The organism is Alteromonas sp. DY56-G5, from assembly GCF_041414725.1.
Lineage (GTDB): Bacteria > Pseudomonadota > Gammaproteobacteria > Enterobacterales > Alteromonadaceae > Alteromonas > Alteromonas macleodii.
The window spans coordinates 1-17,119 of sequence record NZ_JANHZQ010000065.1 but is presented as its reverse complement, the minus strand read 5'-3'; the positions used below and the strand labels follow the sequence as shown (position 1 = coordinate 17,119).

At 44.4% G+C, this 17,119-nt stretch carries 16 protein-coding genes; 7 read left to right on the top strand and 9 right to left on the bottom strand.

The window, feature by feature from the left end; genetic code table 11:
- Positions 1-250 precede the first annotated feature (250 nt).
- Positions 251-505, top strand: a complete 255-nt coding sequence (locus NO989_RS20220) for a hypothetical protein (protein WP_061439348.1) — start codon at positions 251-253, stop codon at positions 503-505.
- A gap of 179 nt (positions 506-684) precedes the next feature.
- On the opposite strand, the gene NO989_RS20215 is transcribed toward NO989_RS20220, so the two are convergent.
- On the bottom strand, positions 685-918 hold the full coding sequence (locus tag NO989_RS20215; RefSeq protein ID WP_044056436.1) for a DUF6429 family protein: 234 nt from the start codon (positions 916-918) through the stop codon (positions 685-687).
- A gap of 1,219 nt (positions 919-2,137) precedes the next feature.
- On the bottom strand, positions 2,138-2,494 hold the full coding sequence (locus NO989_RS20210) for a hypothetical protein (RefSeq protein ID WP_061439353.1): 357 nt from the start codon (positions 2,492-2,494) through the stop codon (positions 2,138-2,140).
- A gap of 185 nt (positions 2,495-2,679) precedes the next feature.
- On the opposite strand from NO989_RS20210, the gene NO989_RS20205 reads away from it, so the two are divergent.
- Both NO989_RS20205 and NO989_RS20200 read left to right on the top strand, forming a co-directional pair.
- Positions 2,680-2,901, top strand: a complete 222-nt coding sequence (locus NO989_RS20205) for a hypothetical protein (RefSeq protein ID WP_012518669.1) — start codon at positions 2,680-2,682, stop codon at positions 2,899-2,901.
- Positions 2,894-3,184 carry a type II toxin-antitoxin system RelE/ParE family toxin gene (locus tag NO989_RS20200; RefSeq protein WP_061439355.1) on the top strand — a complete coding sequence of 97 codons (291 nt, stop codon included), beginning with the start codon at positions 2,894-2,896 and terminating at the stop codon, positions 3,182-3,184. The genes NO989_RS20205 and NO989_RS20200 overlap by 8 nt, the downstream gene beginning before the upstream one ends.
- A gap of 522 nt (positions 3,185-3,706) precedes the next feature.
- Here the strand turns inward: NO989_RS20200 and NO989_RS20195 are convergent.
- The 5 genes from NO989_RS20195 to NO989_RS20175 all read right to left on the bottom strand — a co-directional run bounded on the left by NO989_RS20195 (position 3,707) and on the right by NO989_RS20175 (position 7,264).
- Complete coding sequence (locus tag NO989_RS20195; protein WP_158511548.1) at positions 3,707-4,111, bottom strand: hypothetical protein; 405 nt, start codon at positions 4,109-4,111, stop codon at positions 3,707-3,709.
- A 556-nt stretch (positions 4,112-4,667) separates the two neighbouring features.
- A complete protein-coding gene (locus NO989_RS20190; RefSeq protein ID WP_061439362.1) occupies positions 4,668-4,991 on the bottom strand; it encodes a low molecular weight protein tyrosine phosphatase family protein in 324 nt (107 codons plus the stop codon).
- Between the two features lie 124 nt (positions 4,992-5,115).
- A complete protein-coding gene (locus NO989_RS20185; protein WP_159582046.1) occupies positions 5,116-5,478 on the bottom strand; it encodes a hypothetical protein in 363 nt (120 codons plus the stop codon).
- A gap of 519 nt (positions 5,479-5,997) precedes the next feature.
- Positions 5,998-6,396, bottom strand: coding sequence for a VOC family protein (locus NO989_RS20180; protein ID WP_371343094.1), 399 nt, complete (start codon positions 6,394-6,396; stop codon positions 5,998-6,000).
- A 43-nt stretch (positions 6,397-6,439) separates the two neighbouring features.
- Positions 6,440-7,264, bottom strand: coding sequence for a helix-turn-helix domain-containing protein (locus tag NO989_RS20175; RefSeq protein WP_371343093.1), 825 nt, complete (start codon positions 7,262-7,264; stop codon positions 6,440-6,442).
- A gap of 306 nt (positions 7,265-7,570) precedes the next feature.
- On the opposite strand from NO989_RS20175, the gene NO989_RS20170 reads away from it, so the two are divergent.
- Entirely contained in the window at positions 7,571-8,539 is a 969-nt protein-coding gene (locus NO989_RS20170; RefSeq protein WP_061439372.1) for an integron integrase, read from the top strand.
- 77 nt (positions 8,540-8,616) lie between these two features.
- Here NO989_RS20170 and fadA read toward each other — a convergent pair whose 3' ends face one another.
- Positions 8,617-9,780: an acetyl-CoA C-acyltransferase FadA gene (gene fadA / locus NO989_RS20165; RefSeq protein ID WP_061439374.1), complete on the bottom strand. Its 1,164-nt coding sequence runs from the start codon at positions 9,778-9,780 to the stop codon at positions 8,617-8,619.
- Positions 9,781-9,798: 18 nt separating this feature from the next.
- A complete protein-coding gene (fadB, locus tag NO989_RS20160; protein ID WP_371343092.1) occupies positions 9,799-11,949 on the bottom strand; it encodes a fatty acid oxidation complex subunit alpha FadB in 2,151 nt (716 codons plus the stop codon).
- Positions 11,950-12,444: 495 nt separating this feature from the next.
- On the opposite strand from fadB, the gene NO989_RS20155 reads away from it, so the two are divergent.
- The 3 genes from NO989_RS20155 (at position 12,445) to NO989_RS20145 (ending at position 17,004) form a co-directional block, all read left to right on the top strand.
- Positions 12,445-14,508, top strand: a complete 2,064-nt coding sequence (locus NO989_RS20155) for a transglycosylase SLT domain-containing protein (RefSeq protein WP_371343091.1) — start codon at positions 12,445-12,447, stop codon at positions 14,506-14,508.
- 167 nt (positions 14,509-14,675) lie between these two features.
- Entirely contained in the window at positions 14,676-16,007 is a 1,332-nt protein-coding gene (gene pepQ, locus NO989_RS20150; protein WP_014948148.1) for a Xaa-Pro dipeptidase, read from the top strand.
- A 280-nt stretch (positions 16,008-16,287) separates the two neighbouring features.
- Complete coding sequence (locus tag NO989_RS20145) at positions 16,288-17,004, top strand: ZIP family metal transporter (protein WP_014948149.1); 717 nt, start codon at positions 16,288-16,290, stop codon at positions 17,002-17,004.
- Positions 17,005-17,119: the final 115 nt, after the last annotated feature.

Below are 17,119 nucleotides of genomic sequence, written 5' to 3'. Positions count from 1 at the left end.
AAAAACAAAGCTAATTATGGGCTGAAAGAGTGTCAGGGAAGCGCTCGTTCAGGGTTGACAAAGGGAGTCATACCAACACCCCACTAAGGGGCGATAACACATGGGCTAAAATTAGGAACGAAGTGACGCAGCCCATGTGTTAGCGTCCCAGCGAGCAGCGCGAGTGCCTTTAGTGTTTTGTTAGTTGCCTTAGCCGAAAATATTAGCATATGTCACATATAGCCCAAACGCGATATAGCCTAAAGATATAATGGCGTTGAGAAACCAAATAAAGCGCCAAAACAAACCTGTAAAGTTAAAAGTCTTTCGTATTTTAGGGCTTAGTAGCGCAACTGTCGAAGTGATAGAGCCCAAAGCTGAGCAACAAAATAGTGGAAGCACTATAAACATTAATAAGAGGCCAGCAGCACCTGCAGATGCCCCGCTTGAGTCAGGTTCTATTGGAGCTAAGACCCAATACGATAAGCAGACCGATATAAATAAAGATAATAAACTAAGTAATTGAAGGCTTCTCATATGGCCCTTGGCAACTAACTTTCCAATAACGGGCGCAGACATGTGGGGCATAATGGCGCAGCCGCCCCGCGTGTATGCGTCCCAGCGAACGAAGTGAGTGCGTTAATTGGCTTGTTAGTTGCCACGCTGATACATCCTAGAGTAACAGCTGAGCTATACGCACAATACTCACTCACTTTTGACGAATAACTTTTTGAATAGCTCTTCTGATTTGGCGAGCCCTTCTTCAGTTAAAACAACAGACTTTGATTTGCCAACAGGGTCGTGAATATAACCTTTTTCATAAAGTCGGTCGGTGATACTCCAATCTATTTGCTTCCAAGCCCTACCAAACTTGTCGTGCAGAGTAAGGTAAAACAGAGCAAGTGCCGCTTCATCGATTTTATCTTCATCTATTTCCACTGCTGTCTCCATTTTCATATGGCTACTAACTTTTAAATAAGGGGCGCCGGCATGTGGGGTATATTGGCGAAGCCGCCCCGCATGTATGCGTCCCAGCGAACGAAGTGAGTGACTTAATTTTTTTGTTATGTGCCACGCTTATTTAATACACCACGATTCTAATTGCTTCTTATTTCTTATAATTTTAGGGTGCATTGTGCACAGTATTTCCACTTCTGATACGGTGTAATTCGTTTCTGAGGCTAAATAGGAAGTAGGAAGAAACTTGCAATTGTGTTTTTCTAAACCAGCTTCCAGTGTTTTGAAAACTTTCGGAGCCTTACAAAAGCGACGGTTAATCCACTTAAAAAGTGAAACACACATCAATACAGCCACGCCAGCAACAAATGCGCCGATGACAGAGTTGTTACTAAGCGTATTTATAAATTCCATTTTTATCCATTACCTTTAAAATCGACTAATAATCAATTCCTTGCTTTCCACCCTGACACTTTGGGCATTTACGTTGGAAAATGTCTGTACCGTTTGCCCCATAAATATTACCGCAACCCGGTGACAAACATTCCATCTTGTATGAGACGGAGTTGTGATCCGAGCCTTTTAAGCCACGAGTGCCATGATTTTTTTGATTATTCGAATTTATGTAACCAATTTGTGTTGTTTTAGCTGTTCCACTAGCCCACATTATTCAAACTCCTCTCTGGCACATAACTTTTCAATAACGGGCGCAGACATGTGGGGCATAATGGCGAAGCCGCCCCGCGTGTATGCGTCCCAGCGAACGAAGTGAGTGTGTTGATTGAGTTGTTATATGCGTACAATTTAAAACCTTTTACACATCCACTTTAATAAAAACAAACCCTAGCTACATAGAGGATGATATTTGTTTTAGGTAATTATTTATTTGCCCATCGGTAACAATAGAACCACCCAACAGGTGGAATCAAGAAGTTGAGCAAGAAGGCGTAAATGGCAACCAACCCGATATTGTCAGCCTTTCCTTTAGCAAATTTGATGGTAAGAAAAATTACAACTAAAGCGAGGATGAAGAGTGCTTGCCCCCAAAATGTAGCGTTTAGATTCATAGAATTCCTTATTGATGAGCTTCCTGAAAAGCATATAACTTTTCAATAACGGGCGCAGACACGTGGGGCATAATGGCGAAGCCGCCCCGCGTGTATGCGTCCCAGCGAACGAAGTGAGCGAGTTTATTGAGTTGTTAGGTGGCATTGTTTCCCCGAAGATATACACCAATATGGTCGCCCGAATACTTATGGTTTTTAAAGTTACCACGTTTGACAATTGGGATAGAGCCTAAAGTATTGGTTATTTGTTGTTGAAGTTCTGGAGTGCTGAACTTTGAATTTTTTGGAACAACTATAAGTGGCGTAAATAAGAAGTGAGAGAAGTCTTGATTGCCAGTTACTACGGTATATCCACTTTTTTCTAATTTGATTCTCAGGTTAGCTAACTTTGTCTTATTAACTCCGATTGAATGGAGATGAATAGTAGGTTTGGCGACTGATGTGCACCCAACTAATATAATGATAAAAAATGACAGTAGTATTGTTTTCATCCCTGACACCTAACACCCGCATAACGGGCAAAAATATGTAGGCTACAATACCAAGCGAAGCGCTGGGAGCCTACGTATTTTTGTCCCTAGCGAGCGCAGCGAGTGTTGATGCGATTGTTATACGCAATTTGCCACACCTGTAGCGCATTGCTACAATATGGTAATGAACTATTAGGAGACATATTATGGCAACCGCGAGCGTAAGACTAGACCAAGATCTAGTTGAGAAAGCTACTATTATGGGCAAAGCACTGAACCGAACTATGCCAAAACAGATTGAGCACTGGGCAAAAATAGGTGAAATGATGGAAGATAATCCTGATTTACCATACGAATTCGTGAAACAGGCAATTATTTCCAAAGCGGAAAAAGAGGCTGGAAAATTGGAGCCTTACGATTTTGGCTAAGATTACGAGTGTTTTACAGACAGCTAATTTTAAGAGAGCAGTAAAGAAGTTACATAAGAATCAGAAAAAAGACTTAGATAAAGCTGTAAAGGAACTGATGGATGATCCTCTTCTAGGTGAACAGAAAAAAGGCGACCTTGCTTTTCTTCGCGTGTACAAGTTCAAGATGGTTAAGCAGTTAACCTTATTAGGTTACAGCTACGAGGACGGCACTGTAATACTTGAATTAATAGCTCTTGGTTCTCATGAAAACTTTTACCGCGATGTTAAAAAGTTATTCTGACCTATTGCGTATAACTTTTAAATAAGGGGCGATAACACGTAGGGCATAATAACGAAGTGGCCCTGCGTGTTAGCGTCCCAGTGGGCTTTAGCCCACGACTTTATTTTTTTGTTATATTTTGCTGTTTCTTACATCGCGCACTTCTTGCATTCTCAAATGCTCCTCTATAGAGACAAGCACAGCAATAATACCAGCGAACAAAAAGATCAAAATGGACCAAACAATTACGGGCATGAATGTAATTGCATTCTGAAGTGATTCGGTGAAGGACGTCCACAGCGTTACGCCTATTCCTAAAATAAATAATAAAAACGAAAAACTAGCAGCTATTCTGGTAACTAAAAGCAATGTACTAAAATTGCGAGATTCAACAGAGGAAAATGGTTTCAATTTAAACTTCCTTGGTTAATGTACCTTTAAATATAACTTTCCGATAACGGGCGCAGACACGTGGGGCATAATGGCGAAGCCGCCCGGCGTGTCTGCGTCCCAGCGAACGAAGTGAGTGTGTTAATTGGCTTGTTAGGTGCCTTTGCCACACCAAAGCTCAAAAATATCATTATCTTCTTCTATTGCAATTGAACAAGAAGCTGCACCCGTCTTCCATCTAAAATTATATTGCCCGAATTGCTCTGTGCTACTGAAGCCGAGGGCTCCTGAGAGTGCTGAACTGACTTGCTTATTTGTATAATTGAACCCTTTTTTAGAGCATTGTACAAACAGTTCATCTGTTGCTTTATGATGACTAACATCGCAGCCATTTATTTGGTTTGGTAACGAATCTAGGTCTTCTAAGAGCTCCGGAATAGTGAATTCAGAAATGCTATTTTGTTGAATAAAGAAATTAGTTTTCATCTGAGCTTGCTTGCTACAAGCTGCAAGAGAAAGGCAGAGCAGTGAGGTCGTAAATATAATTCTATTTTTCATAACATCCTTATTAGTTTGAACAGGCACCTAACTTTTAAATAAGGGGCGATAACACGTAGGGCATAATAACGAAGTGGCCCTGCGTGTTAGCGTCCCAGTGGGCTTTAGCCCACGACTTTATTTTTTTGTTATATTTTGCTGTTTCTTACATCGCGCACTTCTTGCATTCTCAAATGCTCCTCTATAGAGACAAGCACAGCAATAATACCAGCGAACAAAAAGATCAAAATGGACCAAACAATTACGGGCATGAATGTAATTGCATTCTGAAGTGATTCGGTGAAGGACGTCCACAGCGTTACGCCTATTCCTAAAATAAATAATAAAAACGAAAAACTAGCAGCTATTCTGGTAACTAAAAGCAATGTACTAAAATTGCGAGATTCAACAGAGGAAAATGGTTTCAATTTAAACTTCCTTGGTTAATGTACCTTTAAATATAAAACTTTTCAATAACGGGCGAAGGCACGTGGGGCATAATGGCGAAGCCGCCCTGCGTGTATGCGTCCCAGCGAACGAAGTGAGCGAGTTTATTGAGTTGTTATGTACGTGCCAATTACAACCGTACAAACCTTGGGACCTTACTTTTTAAAAGGCGAACAAGTTCGGGCTGCATGCGCTCGTAGTTGTCTGGTATGTCTAAGCACGCCAGTTTTTTACCTTTGAGTAAATCTTTGTACTTTTTGGCAACTTTGTTTCTGTGAGTTTTTTCCATAACTAAAATGGCGTCGGCCCATTCTATAAGGTCGCCTGAAAGCGGTGTTTCGGCATCTGCATTTGTGCCGCACCCGATTGCGTTGACCCCTTCATATTGAGAAAAGACTTCTTCACCGGTTGGGCTACGCAAACGATTTTCTGAACAAACAAATAATAGGTTCATATTTCCTTAAGTACATAACTTTCCAATAACGGGCGCAGACATGTGGGGCATAATGGCGCAGCCGCCCCGCGTGTATGCGTCCCAGCGAACGTAGTGAGTGCGTTTATTGGCTTGTTAGGTGCGCTCACGCCAAGACCCCATTTAGCAGCATACTAGGCATAAAAAAGTAAAAAGCCAATAAGCCCGAACTTGTAAATAGAAGTGCGGCTGCACAAAAAGAAGCTTGTACGAAGAAAACGGAAGGTTTAGCAGATGCACTATGTCTCAAAGCCACTATTGAGGTTTGTAAACATTCTTTAATTGCTTGGTATTTTGTTGAGAACCAAGAAATGATGGGAGCTAGGCTAGCAAAAACGAGAGCAAATGCGACTTCCATACCACCTAATTGAACTAAGAAGGCTATCTCTGGCAAAACTGCCGCCGCAACAACCATTGCGATACCGATAACTGCGCGTTGTAGATTAGTTAATTCATTCCATGATTTCATAATTTTTCCTTTTAGCACCTAACATTAAGCTAAGCGGCGCATTTGCGTGGGGCATAATGGCGAAGCCGCCCCGCGTAAATGCGTCCGAGCGACCGAAGGGAGTGGTCTTAAGCGCCTTGTTATAAGCAGAGCCAGTTCCTTTGGTCTTTTTAAAAACTAATGAAGCCAGCATACGATTGATTGTTAACACAAACAAGCAAAACGACGGTGCAGTAAAGGTTTTGATTTGACAGAAGCTAGCCGCCAGTTGGACTATCCAGTGTAATGGCGCTTGCGAGGTTCAGCTAATATCTTGGCGATAAAGCGCCTATTACACCACCTTTGAAGTGAAAGCGGCGGATTTAAACCTACCACAAGCCAGAGCGATGCTAATTAGAAAAGGTTAGGGCAGTTGTACTGAGATTTAGATTAAGCCAAATGGAGTTTAGGCTGACGCCTTATAACGCTGCGCTCACCGGAAAATTAGGAGCGTAGTGAGTAATTTTTCCGAGTGCAGCGCCTTGTTAGATTTTGCTCTGACTAATTACCAGAAACTTCTAAATGTTGGACCACGTCGATTCGAAAACCTGCCGGGTCTTCCAGGATAAAATGTACCTGTCCCCAAACTTCTTCTTTGAGCTCCATAGCCATCGTCAAATCCATTTTTTGTGCTTCGGCATAGGCGTGAGCTGCATCTTTAACTTCTAGTGATATCACATAGCCATCGGGAGACATTAATGGTCGAAGAAAGTCTGGCTGGCTTGCGTGCTCTGGCATCAAGAAGCCAAGCTGAACACCTGAATTGGGTGACACCAAATGCAAGTAAAAGTCAGCGTCGTAAAATACGGCATTAAAGCCAAACACGGATTCATAGAATGCTTTCACCGCTTCTAAATTTGCCGTTACCATCACAGGAAACATCGCGTCTATTTCAATCATATTATTAACCTCTTACCGTTGATTAGATGAATAACATTATTCTTCACTCAGAAGAGCAGTGATTGTATAAAACGGACATTTTTCTGAACTGTGTCGGTGTGACTCCAGACAAACGTTTAAATTCGCGCACAAAATGGGGCTGGTCGTAGTAATGATCTAGGTAGGCCTTGCTGTGTTGCGGTGCATTCATCGCTTTGAGAGCACTCTGAAATCTTAGCACCTTGCCAAAATCTTTGGGAAGTAAGCCAACGTGCTGTTTGGCCAACCGTCTAAGCTGACGTGCAGACACACCAAATTCAGAGCTCCGGCTATCTGACAGGTCAAGATTAGAGCTGACATTTTCGTAACAGTATCGAATGTAACGAGCTAGGCGAGGGTCAACGTTGGCAAACGTTATGGCAGAAAGTATTACTGCCGACAAGCTATTGCAGCGCTTATCAAAGCTCTTTGCATTATTAATGACTTCAAATACAGAGTAAACGACATCTGCGGGTAATAAGTCTTCCGCCTTTACACTACCAGCCTCACCCCATTCCCCTAAAGGCACAGAGATCAAGCCTTTATGCCCTAGAATTCGAAAACGAATACCAAAAAAAGACGCTGGGCCATCGATATGAAATAAAGTAGATGAGAGAAATGGCGGAATAAGAAAATTATCGTCGAAGCAATCTAGATTGATGATCCAATCAACACAGTTATCCGGCACACTATGGTATTGAAACTGGCCTTTGGGGACTGTGAGCTGCCAATACGATTGCACCCAACGATTTAACGGCGGCAATATCTGCCACGTTTTATAGGCGCGGTCGTCAGCGACTTTTCCTTGAATCGGGTTATACTCTAAAAACATTTTAGTATTGATATACAAAACATAAGCTTTTCTGGCTACCAGCCCTCGAGAAATCTAACAATTTAATCGTTCCCTAAACGGGGCGATTTAACGAACCAGAACGGGGTTTTTGTCCGTTTGGTTATAAATATGATTAAACCATAACCTATCGAAAGGATTAGTAAAATACGTTTTTGGTGTATTTTACTCAAAAGCTAAAAACACCAAATCGGGTTGCAGGTGAATTTGGGATATTTCGTGAGAGCCTTTGCAACAAAACAGTTACTAAAGTCAGTTATCTCGTTGCAATTTATTAAATAGACTTCTTTTATTTTGGAGTCGAATATGAAGTCTCAGTTTATTAAATCCCTGTACGAGCACATGATGCTCAAGCGCTATGCAAAACGTACTATACAAACCTACATAAACTGGATTTCAGACTACATTCGTTTTCACAAATTACAGCATCCTAAGGACCTCGATGTTCTGCATGTTGAAGCATACCTTACGCATCTATCTACCAAGCGAAAAAATGCGCGGTCTACACAAGCCACAGCACTTAATGCATTGGTCTTCCTGTACAACAAGTATTTAGAACAGCCACTCCCTTCTGACATGAATTTTGTAGGAAGCGGAAGGGAAAGAAAGCTGCCAGTTGTGCTAACCCAGTTAGAAGTAAAAGCATTGCTTGGTAGGGTGCCTACCCATCATTACTTAGCAGTAGCACTTCTTTATGGCAGTGGCCTTCGATTAATGGAGTGCGTGCGTCTTAGAACGGGAGATATAGACTTCGACTACAAGTGTGTGAGGATTTGGTTTGGGAAAGGTGGCAAGCATCGAGTGGTAACGCTGTCAGAATCACTGATCCCACTTTTAAAAAATCATATCAGTGAAAGTGAAAAACTTTTGCAACGAGATTTGATGGTGCCAGACTTTGCTGGTGCTTGGATTCCACATGGGTTGAGGAAAAAGTATCAACAGCGCAATAAAACGCTGGAATGGCAGTATTTGTTTCCTGCATCAAAGTTAAGTATCGATCCAGAAAGCAAGCTATTACGGCGTCATCATATAGATGAAAAACAGATACAGCGCGCGGTAAGTCGTGCTTCAGGTGATGCGGGAATAATTAAGCATGTTACGCCACACACGCTTCGTCACTCATTTGCTACGCATTTACTGCAATCAGGTGCAGACATCAGAACAGTGCAAGACCAACTAGGTCACGCCGATGTTAGAACTACTCAAATCTATACCCATATACTTCAACAAGGGGCTAATGGTGTTGTCAGCCCACTTTCTAATTTAGCGTTTTAGTTTTCTTGTTCACGGAAACAAAAAAGGGCCCGAAGGCCCTTTTCAATAATTAGCTTTAAAAGTGCTTATTTAAACGCTTATACACGCTCAAATACGGTAGCAATACCTTGACCTAAACCAATACACATAGTCGCTAAGCCTAGGCTTACGTCTTGTGATTCCATTAGGTTGATAAGCGTACCTGAGATACGTGAACCAGAACAACCTAGTGGGTGACCAAGTGCAATCGCACCACCGTTAAGGTTAATCTTAGTATCTAGGTGGTCCATCCAACCTAGTTGCTTAATGCACGATAGCGCCTGTGCCGCGAACGCTTCGTTAAACTCAGCAAGTTCAATGTCGTCCATTGTTAGGCCAGCGCGCTTAAGGGCTTTCTGTGTTGCTGGCACAGGGCCGTAACCCATAATTGCTGCATCACAACCAGCTACTGCCATCGAGCGAATTTTCGCACGTGGCGTTAGGCCAAGCTCTTTAGCACGGTCTGCTGACATAAGTAGCATGCCCGACGCACCGTCAGACAGCGCAGACGATGTCCCCGCAGTTACTGTACCGTTTACAGGGTCGAACACTGGGCGAAGTGCCGCCATGCTCTCTACTGTACTTTCAGGGCGTACCACTTCGTCATGATCAATAAGCTTTAATACGCCGTTTGCATCGTGACCTTCAACAGGCACAATCTCGTTAGCCCAGCGGCCTTCAAGGTGTGCTTTGTGCGCTAGCTGGTGCGAACGTGCGCCAAATGCGTCTTGTTGTTCACGAGTAATGCCGTTCTGACGACCAAGTAGCTCAGCTGTCATGCCCATCATGCCCGACGCTTTCGCCGTGTACTTAGCAAGACCAGGGTGGAAGTCGATGTTGTAGTTCATCGGTACGTGACCCATGTGCTCAACACCACCAATCATGTAAATGTCACCACGACCGCTCATGATGCCGCTTGTTGCATCGTGAAGGGCTTGCATTGATGAACCACATAAACGGTTAACCGTTACCGCGCCTGTTGTGCGTGGAATTTTTGTTAGTAGTTGCGCGTTACGTGCAACGTTGAAGCCTTGTTCTTTAGTTTGCTGAACACAGCCCCAAATGATGTCTTCAATCTCCGCTGGGTTTACGCCAGGGTTACGCGCTAGTAGCGCGGTCATTAGTGCAGCAGATAGGTCTTCTGCGCGCACATTTCTGAAAACACCGTTTTTTGAACGACCCATAGGGGTACGAACGCAATCGATTACGACTACTTCTTTCATTAGTTTTTCCTCCGGGTCTTATGCGAAATACGATTTACCAGCAGCGGCCATTTCACGAACGCCGTCTGAGATCTGATAAATAGGACCAAGTTCAGCGTACTTGTCTGCCATAGCAACAAAGTTCGCCAAGCCAATGGTTTCAATCCAACGGAAAATACCACCGCGGAATGGAGGGAAACCTAAGCCGTAAAGTAGCGCCATATCTGCTTCAGCTGCGCTATCTACAATGCCTTCTTCTAGGCAGCGAATCGCTTCGTTTGCCATAGGGATCATAAGGCGTGCAATAATGTCGTCTGCTTCAAAGTCTGTCTTCTCAGCTACGTGTGGCGCCATTAGTGCGTAGGCTTCTTCAGCAGGTGTTTTAGACGGCTTGCCGCGCTTATCAACACCATAGTTGTAGAAACCTTTACCGTTCTTCTGACCTAAACGCTGCTCTTTGTAGAAAAGAGTTACCGGGTCATTGTCTAGGCGAGCCATACGCTCTGGAATACCTGCAGCCATTACGTCTGCGGCGTGATCGCCAGTGTCGATGCCTACAACGTCCATTAGGTATGCTGGGCCCATTGGCCAGCCGAAGATTTTTTCCATTACCTTATCAACCGCTACAAAGTCAGCGCCGTCGATAAGTAGCTTACTGAAGCCCGCAAAGTATGGGAACAATACGCGGTTTACCAAGAACCCTGGGCAGTCGTTAACCACAATTGGGGTTTTGCCCATTTTAAGGGTAGCGGCTACTACTGCATTGATGGTTTCTTCAGAGGTTTTTTCGCCACGAATAATTTCAACAAGCGGCATGCGGTGCACTGGGTTAAAGAAGTGCATACCACAGAAGCGCTCTGGCTTGTCTAGGCTTTCAGCGAGCTGATTGATAGAGATAGTAGAAGTGTTTGAACAAATGATAGCGTCGTCCGCTACGTTGTCCTCTACCTCTTTAAGCACAATACCTTTTACCTTCGGGTTTTCTACAACCGCTTCAATAACAAGGTCAGCATCTTTAAGCGTGCTGTACTCAAGGGTAGGCGTGATAGCGTTAAGTGTTTGCGCCATTTTAGTCGCGTCTACTTTACCGCGCTGCATGCCTTTACCAAGAATTTTCGCTGCTTCTGAAAGGCCAAGGTCTAGTGCACCTTGATTGATGTCTTTCATGATAACTGGCGTGCCTTTCACAGCGCTCTGGTATGCGATACCGCCGCCCATGATGCCTGCCCCTAGCACAGCGTTAAGCTTAGATTGCTTAGTAGCTGCTTTCGCTTGCTTTTTACCTTTGCTCTTAACTAGCTGGTCGGCAAGGAAAATACCAATTTGTGCTTTCGCTGCGTCGGTTTTCGCTAACGCTACAAAGCCTTCATTTTCAAGCTTAAGTGCACCTTCACGGTCTAGGCCAGCTGCTTTTTGAACAGTCTCAACCATTTTGTGCGGTGCTGGGTAGTGTTTGCCAGCTTGCGCAAACACCATAGCTTGAGCAGTACTGAAGCTCATCATGGCTTCGTTTTTGTTTAGCTGTAGTGGGGCTTTCTTAACCGCACGACGCGCTTGCCAGTCAAATTTACCGTCAGCGGCGTCTTTAACCATTGAAAGCGCACCTTCAACAAGTGCTTCTGGTGCAACAACGGCATCAACTGCGCCTTCAGCAAGGGCTTTCGCGCCTTTTCTGTCGCGGCCAGTGGTCATCCACTCAAGGGCGTTGTCTGAACCAATAAGGCGAGGTAGACGAACCGTACCACCAAAACCAGGCATTAGGCCTAGTTTAACTTCTGGTAAACCAATTGAAGCAGTAGTGTCTGCAATACGCATGTCACACGCCAATGCCATTTCACAGCCGCCACCTAGAGCGAAGCCGTTAACTGCAGCGATGGTAGGGAAAGGTAGGTCTTCGAAGCGGTCGAATACTTGTGATGTATTGGCAACCCACTGTAGTACTTCTGCATCGTCCATGGCGAATAAACCAGTGAACTCGGTGATATCAGCACCCACGATAAATGCAGATTTCGCACTGCGTACTACTAAGCCTTTAACATCGCCTTTAGCAAGTAGGGCTTGAGTTGCTTCGTCAAGTTCACTCACCGTTTGGCGGTCGAACTTGTTTACTGAACCTTGGGCGTCGAATACCAGCTCAGCAAAGCCGTCTTCTAACAGGCTGACGGAAAGACTTTTGCCTGTGTATATCATTATCATCTCCTTCGGCATTGGCCAGGATGTTAGTGAAGTAATCCAACTAATTTGTAGGGTCGTATGCATTCACTAACGCGTTAGGGTGGCTAGATTCTTTACAAAGCCACACAAAATTTCAACAAAAAATCAAACAAGCGTTTCAATTTGTCTAAGGTAGTGGTCGGATGACTTAAATTCAAGTGTAAATATCGAATTCAAGCTTCATTTCGCCATTGGTGGTTGTATAATGAGCGTTATTGACGCAAAGCGCCAATCCAGCAAAAGAATAATCTACAATCATGTCAACTATGTGTGTAAAGCATAGCTAACGACAGCTGGCACAACATCTTCTTTGGCAAGGAGCCAGGCTGAAATTTTCCCTTCGTTTATCAAACAAACGTAGTGGATCAGTCGCAATGCTGCTTTTTCAGCAACATTTTACAATCAGCTCGATTCGGCAAATTTGCCAGCGCTCATAAGCGTTCGAGTGTAGAGCAGGGTAGGAGTTCTATTGTGTCTGGTTTTTATTTTAGTTCGTGGTTAGGTCAGCGCTCGCTGACAAAAAACAATAAATTCTTCGCCACCGTTGTGGGGGCATTTGTTTGCTCGCTCTCTTCATTTTTCTCTATCGGCGCATGGGCTACACAGCCTTTAACACTACCCGAAGATATTTTCGAAAAGGATCGCGCTCGTTATCTGGAAGTTGAAAAAAAGCTGTTAACGTATTCGAAGCGAAGCGTTCAGCGCCTCGATAACGACATTTATGAACTGGCGCATTATCCACTTTATCCTTATCTGCTTAGACTCAAGCTAGAGCGCACGATGTCAATAAGAACAAAGCGCGAGGTTAAGCAGTTTCTGGAAGATTTCAATGGTCAGCCGGTAAGCTACGGTGTGCGTTATAAATGGCTTAATTACCTTGCTAAGAACGATTATCGCAGCACTTTTTTAGACAATTATCGCCCAGGTATGGGCGCAAGGCTAACCTGTATTGCGCTTAATTACCGTTTAAAAGAAGGTGAAAGCGAACAAGCTATTTTGTCTGAAGTCGACGCTTTATGGCTTCACGGTCAGTCGCAACCGGATGAATGCGATCCGCTTTTTGCTAAGTGGAAAAAAGCGGGCATGATGACACCCGAAATGGTGATCAAGCGCATAGAGATTGCCGCGAAAGAAGATAACCGAAGCATTATCTCTTATCTTAAGCGCCAACTTCCCGGTGATAAGCAATACCTGGCTGACGCGTGGCTATCGGTAACCCGCGACACCAGCCGAGTAAATAGAACGGCGCTCTTTCCACTAAAAAATGCATCGCATGAAGCTGAGGTAATCGTATGGGCGGTCGAGAAACTTGCTTGGCGAAACCCTGACTTAGCCGGCACGGTATTTAACCGCTACAACGACAAAAACGTCTTCTCGCCAGCGCAGCAGCACGTTATGCGAAGAGCAATAGCGCTTAGCTACACGCTAGACCGCCTTCCTCAAGCGCATCATTGGCTTGAACTTGCTGATGTGCAGGGTGCCAGTGAAGATGTAAAGCTTTGGCATATTTCCCATTTGCTTCGCACGAAAAAGTGGCGGGAAGTGGTTAATGTTATTGATAGCGCTCCTGCCAGTTTGCAGCAAGAAGAAAACTATCGCTATTGGAAAGCTCGTGCTTTAGAAGCGCTTGGTCAAACTATGCAGGCTACGGTGCTTTATAAAGAGCTTTCTCAAGAACGCCATTATTATGGCTTTATGGCAAGTGCGCACATAGGCGAAATTCCGTCGCTTGCACACACGCCAGCGCCAAGAGACACGGCAGCTATTGCCAGTGTGGCGAAAACTCCTGCTACTATGCGCTCTGTTGAATTTTTCAGGTTAGACAGAACCACAGAAGCGCGCCGTGAGTGGTTCTATTTACTGTCGCATTTACCCGAATCGAAAGTGACCGATGCGGGCATTTTGGCGTACGAGTGGGGCTTGTACGATCAAGCTATTACCAGTTTTGCGCGAAGTGGCTATTGGGATGATGTCGAGCGCCGATTCCCACTGGCCTTCAATGATGTATTCAGCGAAAAGTCGCAGGCATACAGCATTTCAAAGTCGCTGGCTATGGCTATTGCACGCCGCGAAAGTTCGTTTAGAAGCGATGCTATCTCTTCGGTGGGAGCGGCAGGGCTCATGCAGCTTATGCCGGGAACCGCGCGTTATGTAGCAAAAGAGAAAGTAAGTCGTAACACACTTTTTCAAGTAGACGATAACGTTGAATACGGCGTGCAGTACCTTCGTTATTTAATGGACAAGTTAAACAATAACCCTGTGCTGGTGTCCGCATCTTATAACGCTGGTTGGCGCAAAGTGTTGGAATGGTTACCTGCTAATGAAGCGCTGCCCGTGGATATTTGGATTGAGAATATTCCCTACAAAGAAACCCGTGCTTACGTGAAGGCGGTGATGGCGTATCAGCATATTTACGACCAGCAGCTAGGTGGAAACGAGAATATCTTCCCTCAACTTACCCGCGATATGATCCCATCGGCAGATGCAGTAAGTACACATCCGGTAACAGGTACACTGCAACTAGCACCGCGATAGCTATCAAAGGTTAGGCGTATAAGGGTACGCCTTTCATTACGTTATTATTTTACCAGTATGGGAAACTTAACGTATACAACAGCACAGCGGTCTGAGCCAGTATGCATGTCATGCTGGCCTCGTGATACACTAGTAGCTAACTAACGACTAAAAAGATAAGAGGGGCTATGTCGCAACATAAAGCAACCTACCAACAGCATATCGAAGAGCTTCAAGCTAGAACTCGCGAAGCATTACAGCGAGAAGGGCTAGACGGACTAGTTATTCACTCAGGGCAGGGCAAACGTCTTTTCTTGGACGATAATCACTACCCATTTAAGGTAAACCCGCAGTTCAAAGCATGGGTGCCTGTTATTGATAACCCTAACTGTTGGCTGGTGGTAAACGGTGTAGACAAGCCTACGCTTATTTTCTATCGCCCTGAAGATTTCTGGCACAAAGTGCCACCAGAGCCAAATGACTTTTGGACTGACAGCTTCGACATTAAACTACTTCAACAGGCCGATGCGGTAGAGAAATTTCTGCCTTACGATAAAAGCCGTTTTGCCTATGTAGGCGAATATATTGAAGTGGCAAAAGCGTTGGGTTTTGACAATGTAAATCCAGACCGCGTGTTGCATTATTTGCATTATCAACGTGCTTATAAAACCGACTATGAACTTGACTGCATGCGTGAAGCTAACAAGCTGGCGGTGGCAGGTCATAAGGCCGCTGAGCAAGCCTTCCGTGAAGGCAAAAGCGAGTTTGATATCAATCTTGCCTATGCTGCAGCAAGTCGACAAGGTGACAACGACGTACCATATACCAGTATTGTGGCACTTAACGAGCATGCTTCAATTCTGCATTACATGCAGTGTGATACCGTAGCGCCAAAAGAATCACGTTCGTTTCTGATTGATGCGGGTGCAAATTATCATGGCTATGCGGCAGATATTACACGTACTTACGCTCAAGAAGGTGTTCATAATTCAGCGATGTTCCGCGACCTCATTCAAGCGGTAGATAAGGTAACGCTGACCTTAGTCGATTCGTTAAAGCCGGGTGTAGCCTACACAGACATTCACTTGTTAGCCCACGATGGTATTGCGCAAATTCTTCACGATACCGGCATGGTGAATTTAACGCCACCTGAGATTGTGGAAATGGGTATTACACGCACGTTCTTCCCACATGGCATTGGCCATTTCTTGGGGCTGCAGGTACACGATGTGGGCGGATTGGTTAATGATGACAGAGGCACGCCTAAGCCTGCTCCTGATGATCACCCGTTCTTACGCTGCACGCGTATGGTAGAAGCGCGTCAAGTGTTCACTATTGAGCCGGGCCTGTACTTCATCGATAGTCTACTGCGCGACCTTAAAGCGACGCCTGCGTCTAAGTACATCAACTGGGATACCATTGATGCATACAAACCTTTTGGTGGCATTCGCATTGAAGACAACATTATTGTGCATCGCGATAAGAACGAGAACATGACCCGAGATTTGGACTTAAATTAATCGACTTTTTGTGTATAGCCAACACAACCCATCGTTATAAATGCAAAGAGCAGCCTTAAGCTGCTCTTTTTCGTTACGCGCTTTTAAAATGTTCGTACTCCTCGTTGTGTCACCTTGATGTAGAACCACTATACCTGCGGTAACACGTCGCGATTACGAACATTTTAACTCTCGCTGAGTGGGTAATTATCTATGCGGACTGGTATTATTTGTAAACCAATGGTGCTGTGTGTAGTAATCAATAGGAAGATGTACAAGCAATGATTAGGAAGGAGTCGTTATGCCACAAGGCGATATTGTAGGTTTATTAATAATGGCAACAGTAGCAGGCTTAGCGATGCCTGCTGGCGCTATTTTAGCGACTTACCAAGGCATTCAGCCTAAGTGGCTAGAAAAAGAGTTACGCCATGGTATTTTAGCGTTAGGAGCAGGAGCGCTAATATCGGCAGTTGGCCTTGTACTTGTACCTGAAGGCATAAAAGACGTATCGGTATTTGCGGCCATAATGTGCTTCGTAGGCGGTGCTTTAGCTTTTATGGCCCTTGATATTTACTTGGCGAAAAAGAAAACCGCAGGCAGCCAGTTAGCCGCCATGCTCAGTGATTTTGTGCCTGAGTCTATCGCACTTGGTACTACGGCAGCGTTAGGCGGAGGTACCATGTTATTAGGCCTACTGATTGCAGTTCAAAACTTACCAGAAGGGTTTAATGCGTATAGGGAAATGTTGCCAAAGAACAAGCAGCGCAGTACCAAACTCATTATTATCTTTGTATTAATGGCGCTACTTGGCCCCTTGTTTAGCTTGTTAGGCTTTTATTATCTAGCGCAGTTCCCCGTTGTAATGAGCGGTATAATGCTGTTTGCCGCAGGTGGAATACTTTATTCGGTGTTTCAGGATATTGCACCGCAAATTCGTATGGAAAACCATTGGCTTCCTCCGCTTGGCGGTATTCTTGGTTTTTTAGTGGGGATGATAGGTTTCATGCTCGAAGGCTAGCTTTTTAATAATTAGCTAGTTTTCGTAATTGGTAATTGTGACTAGTCCTGAAATAGGTTGACACTTATTTCGGTTAAAACGCCCGATGTATTTCATCGGGCGTTTTGTATTTAAG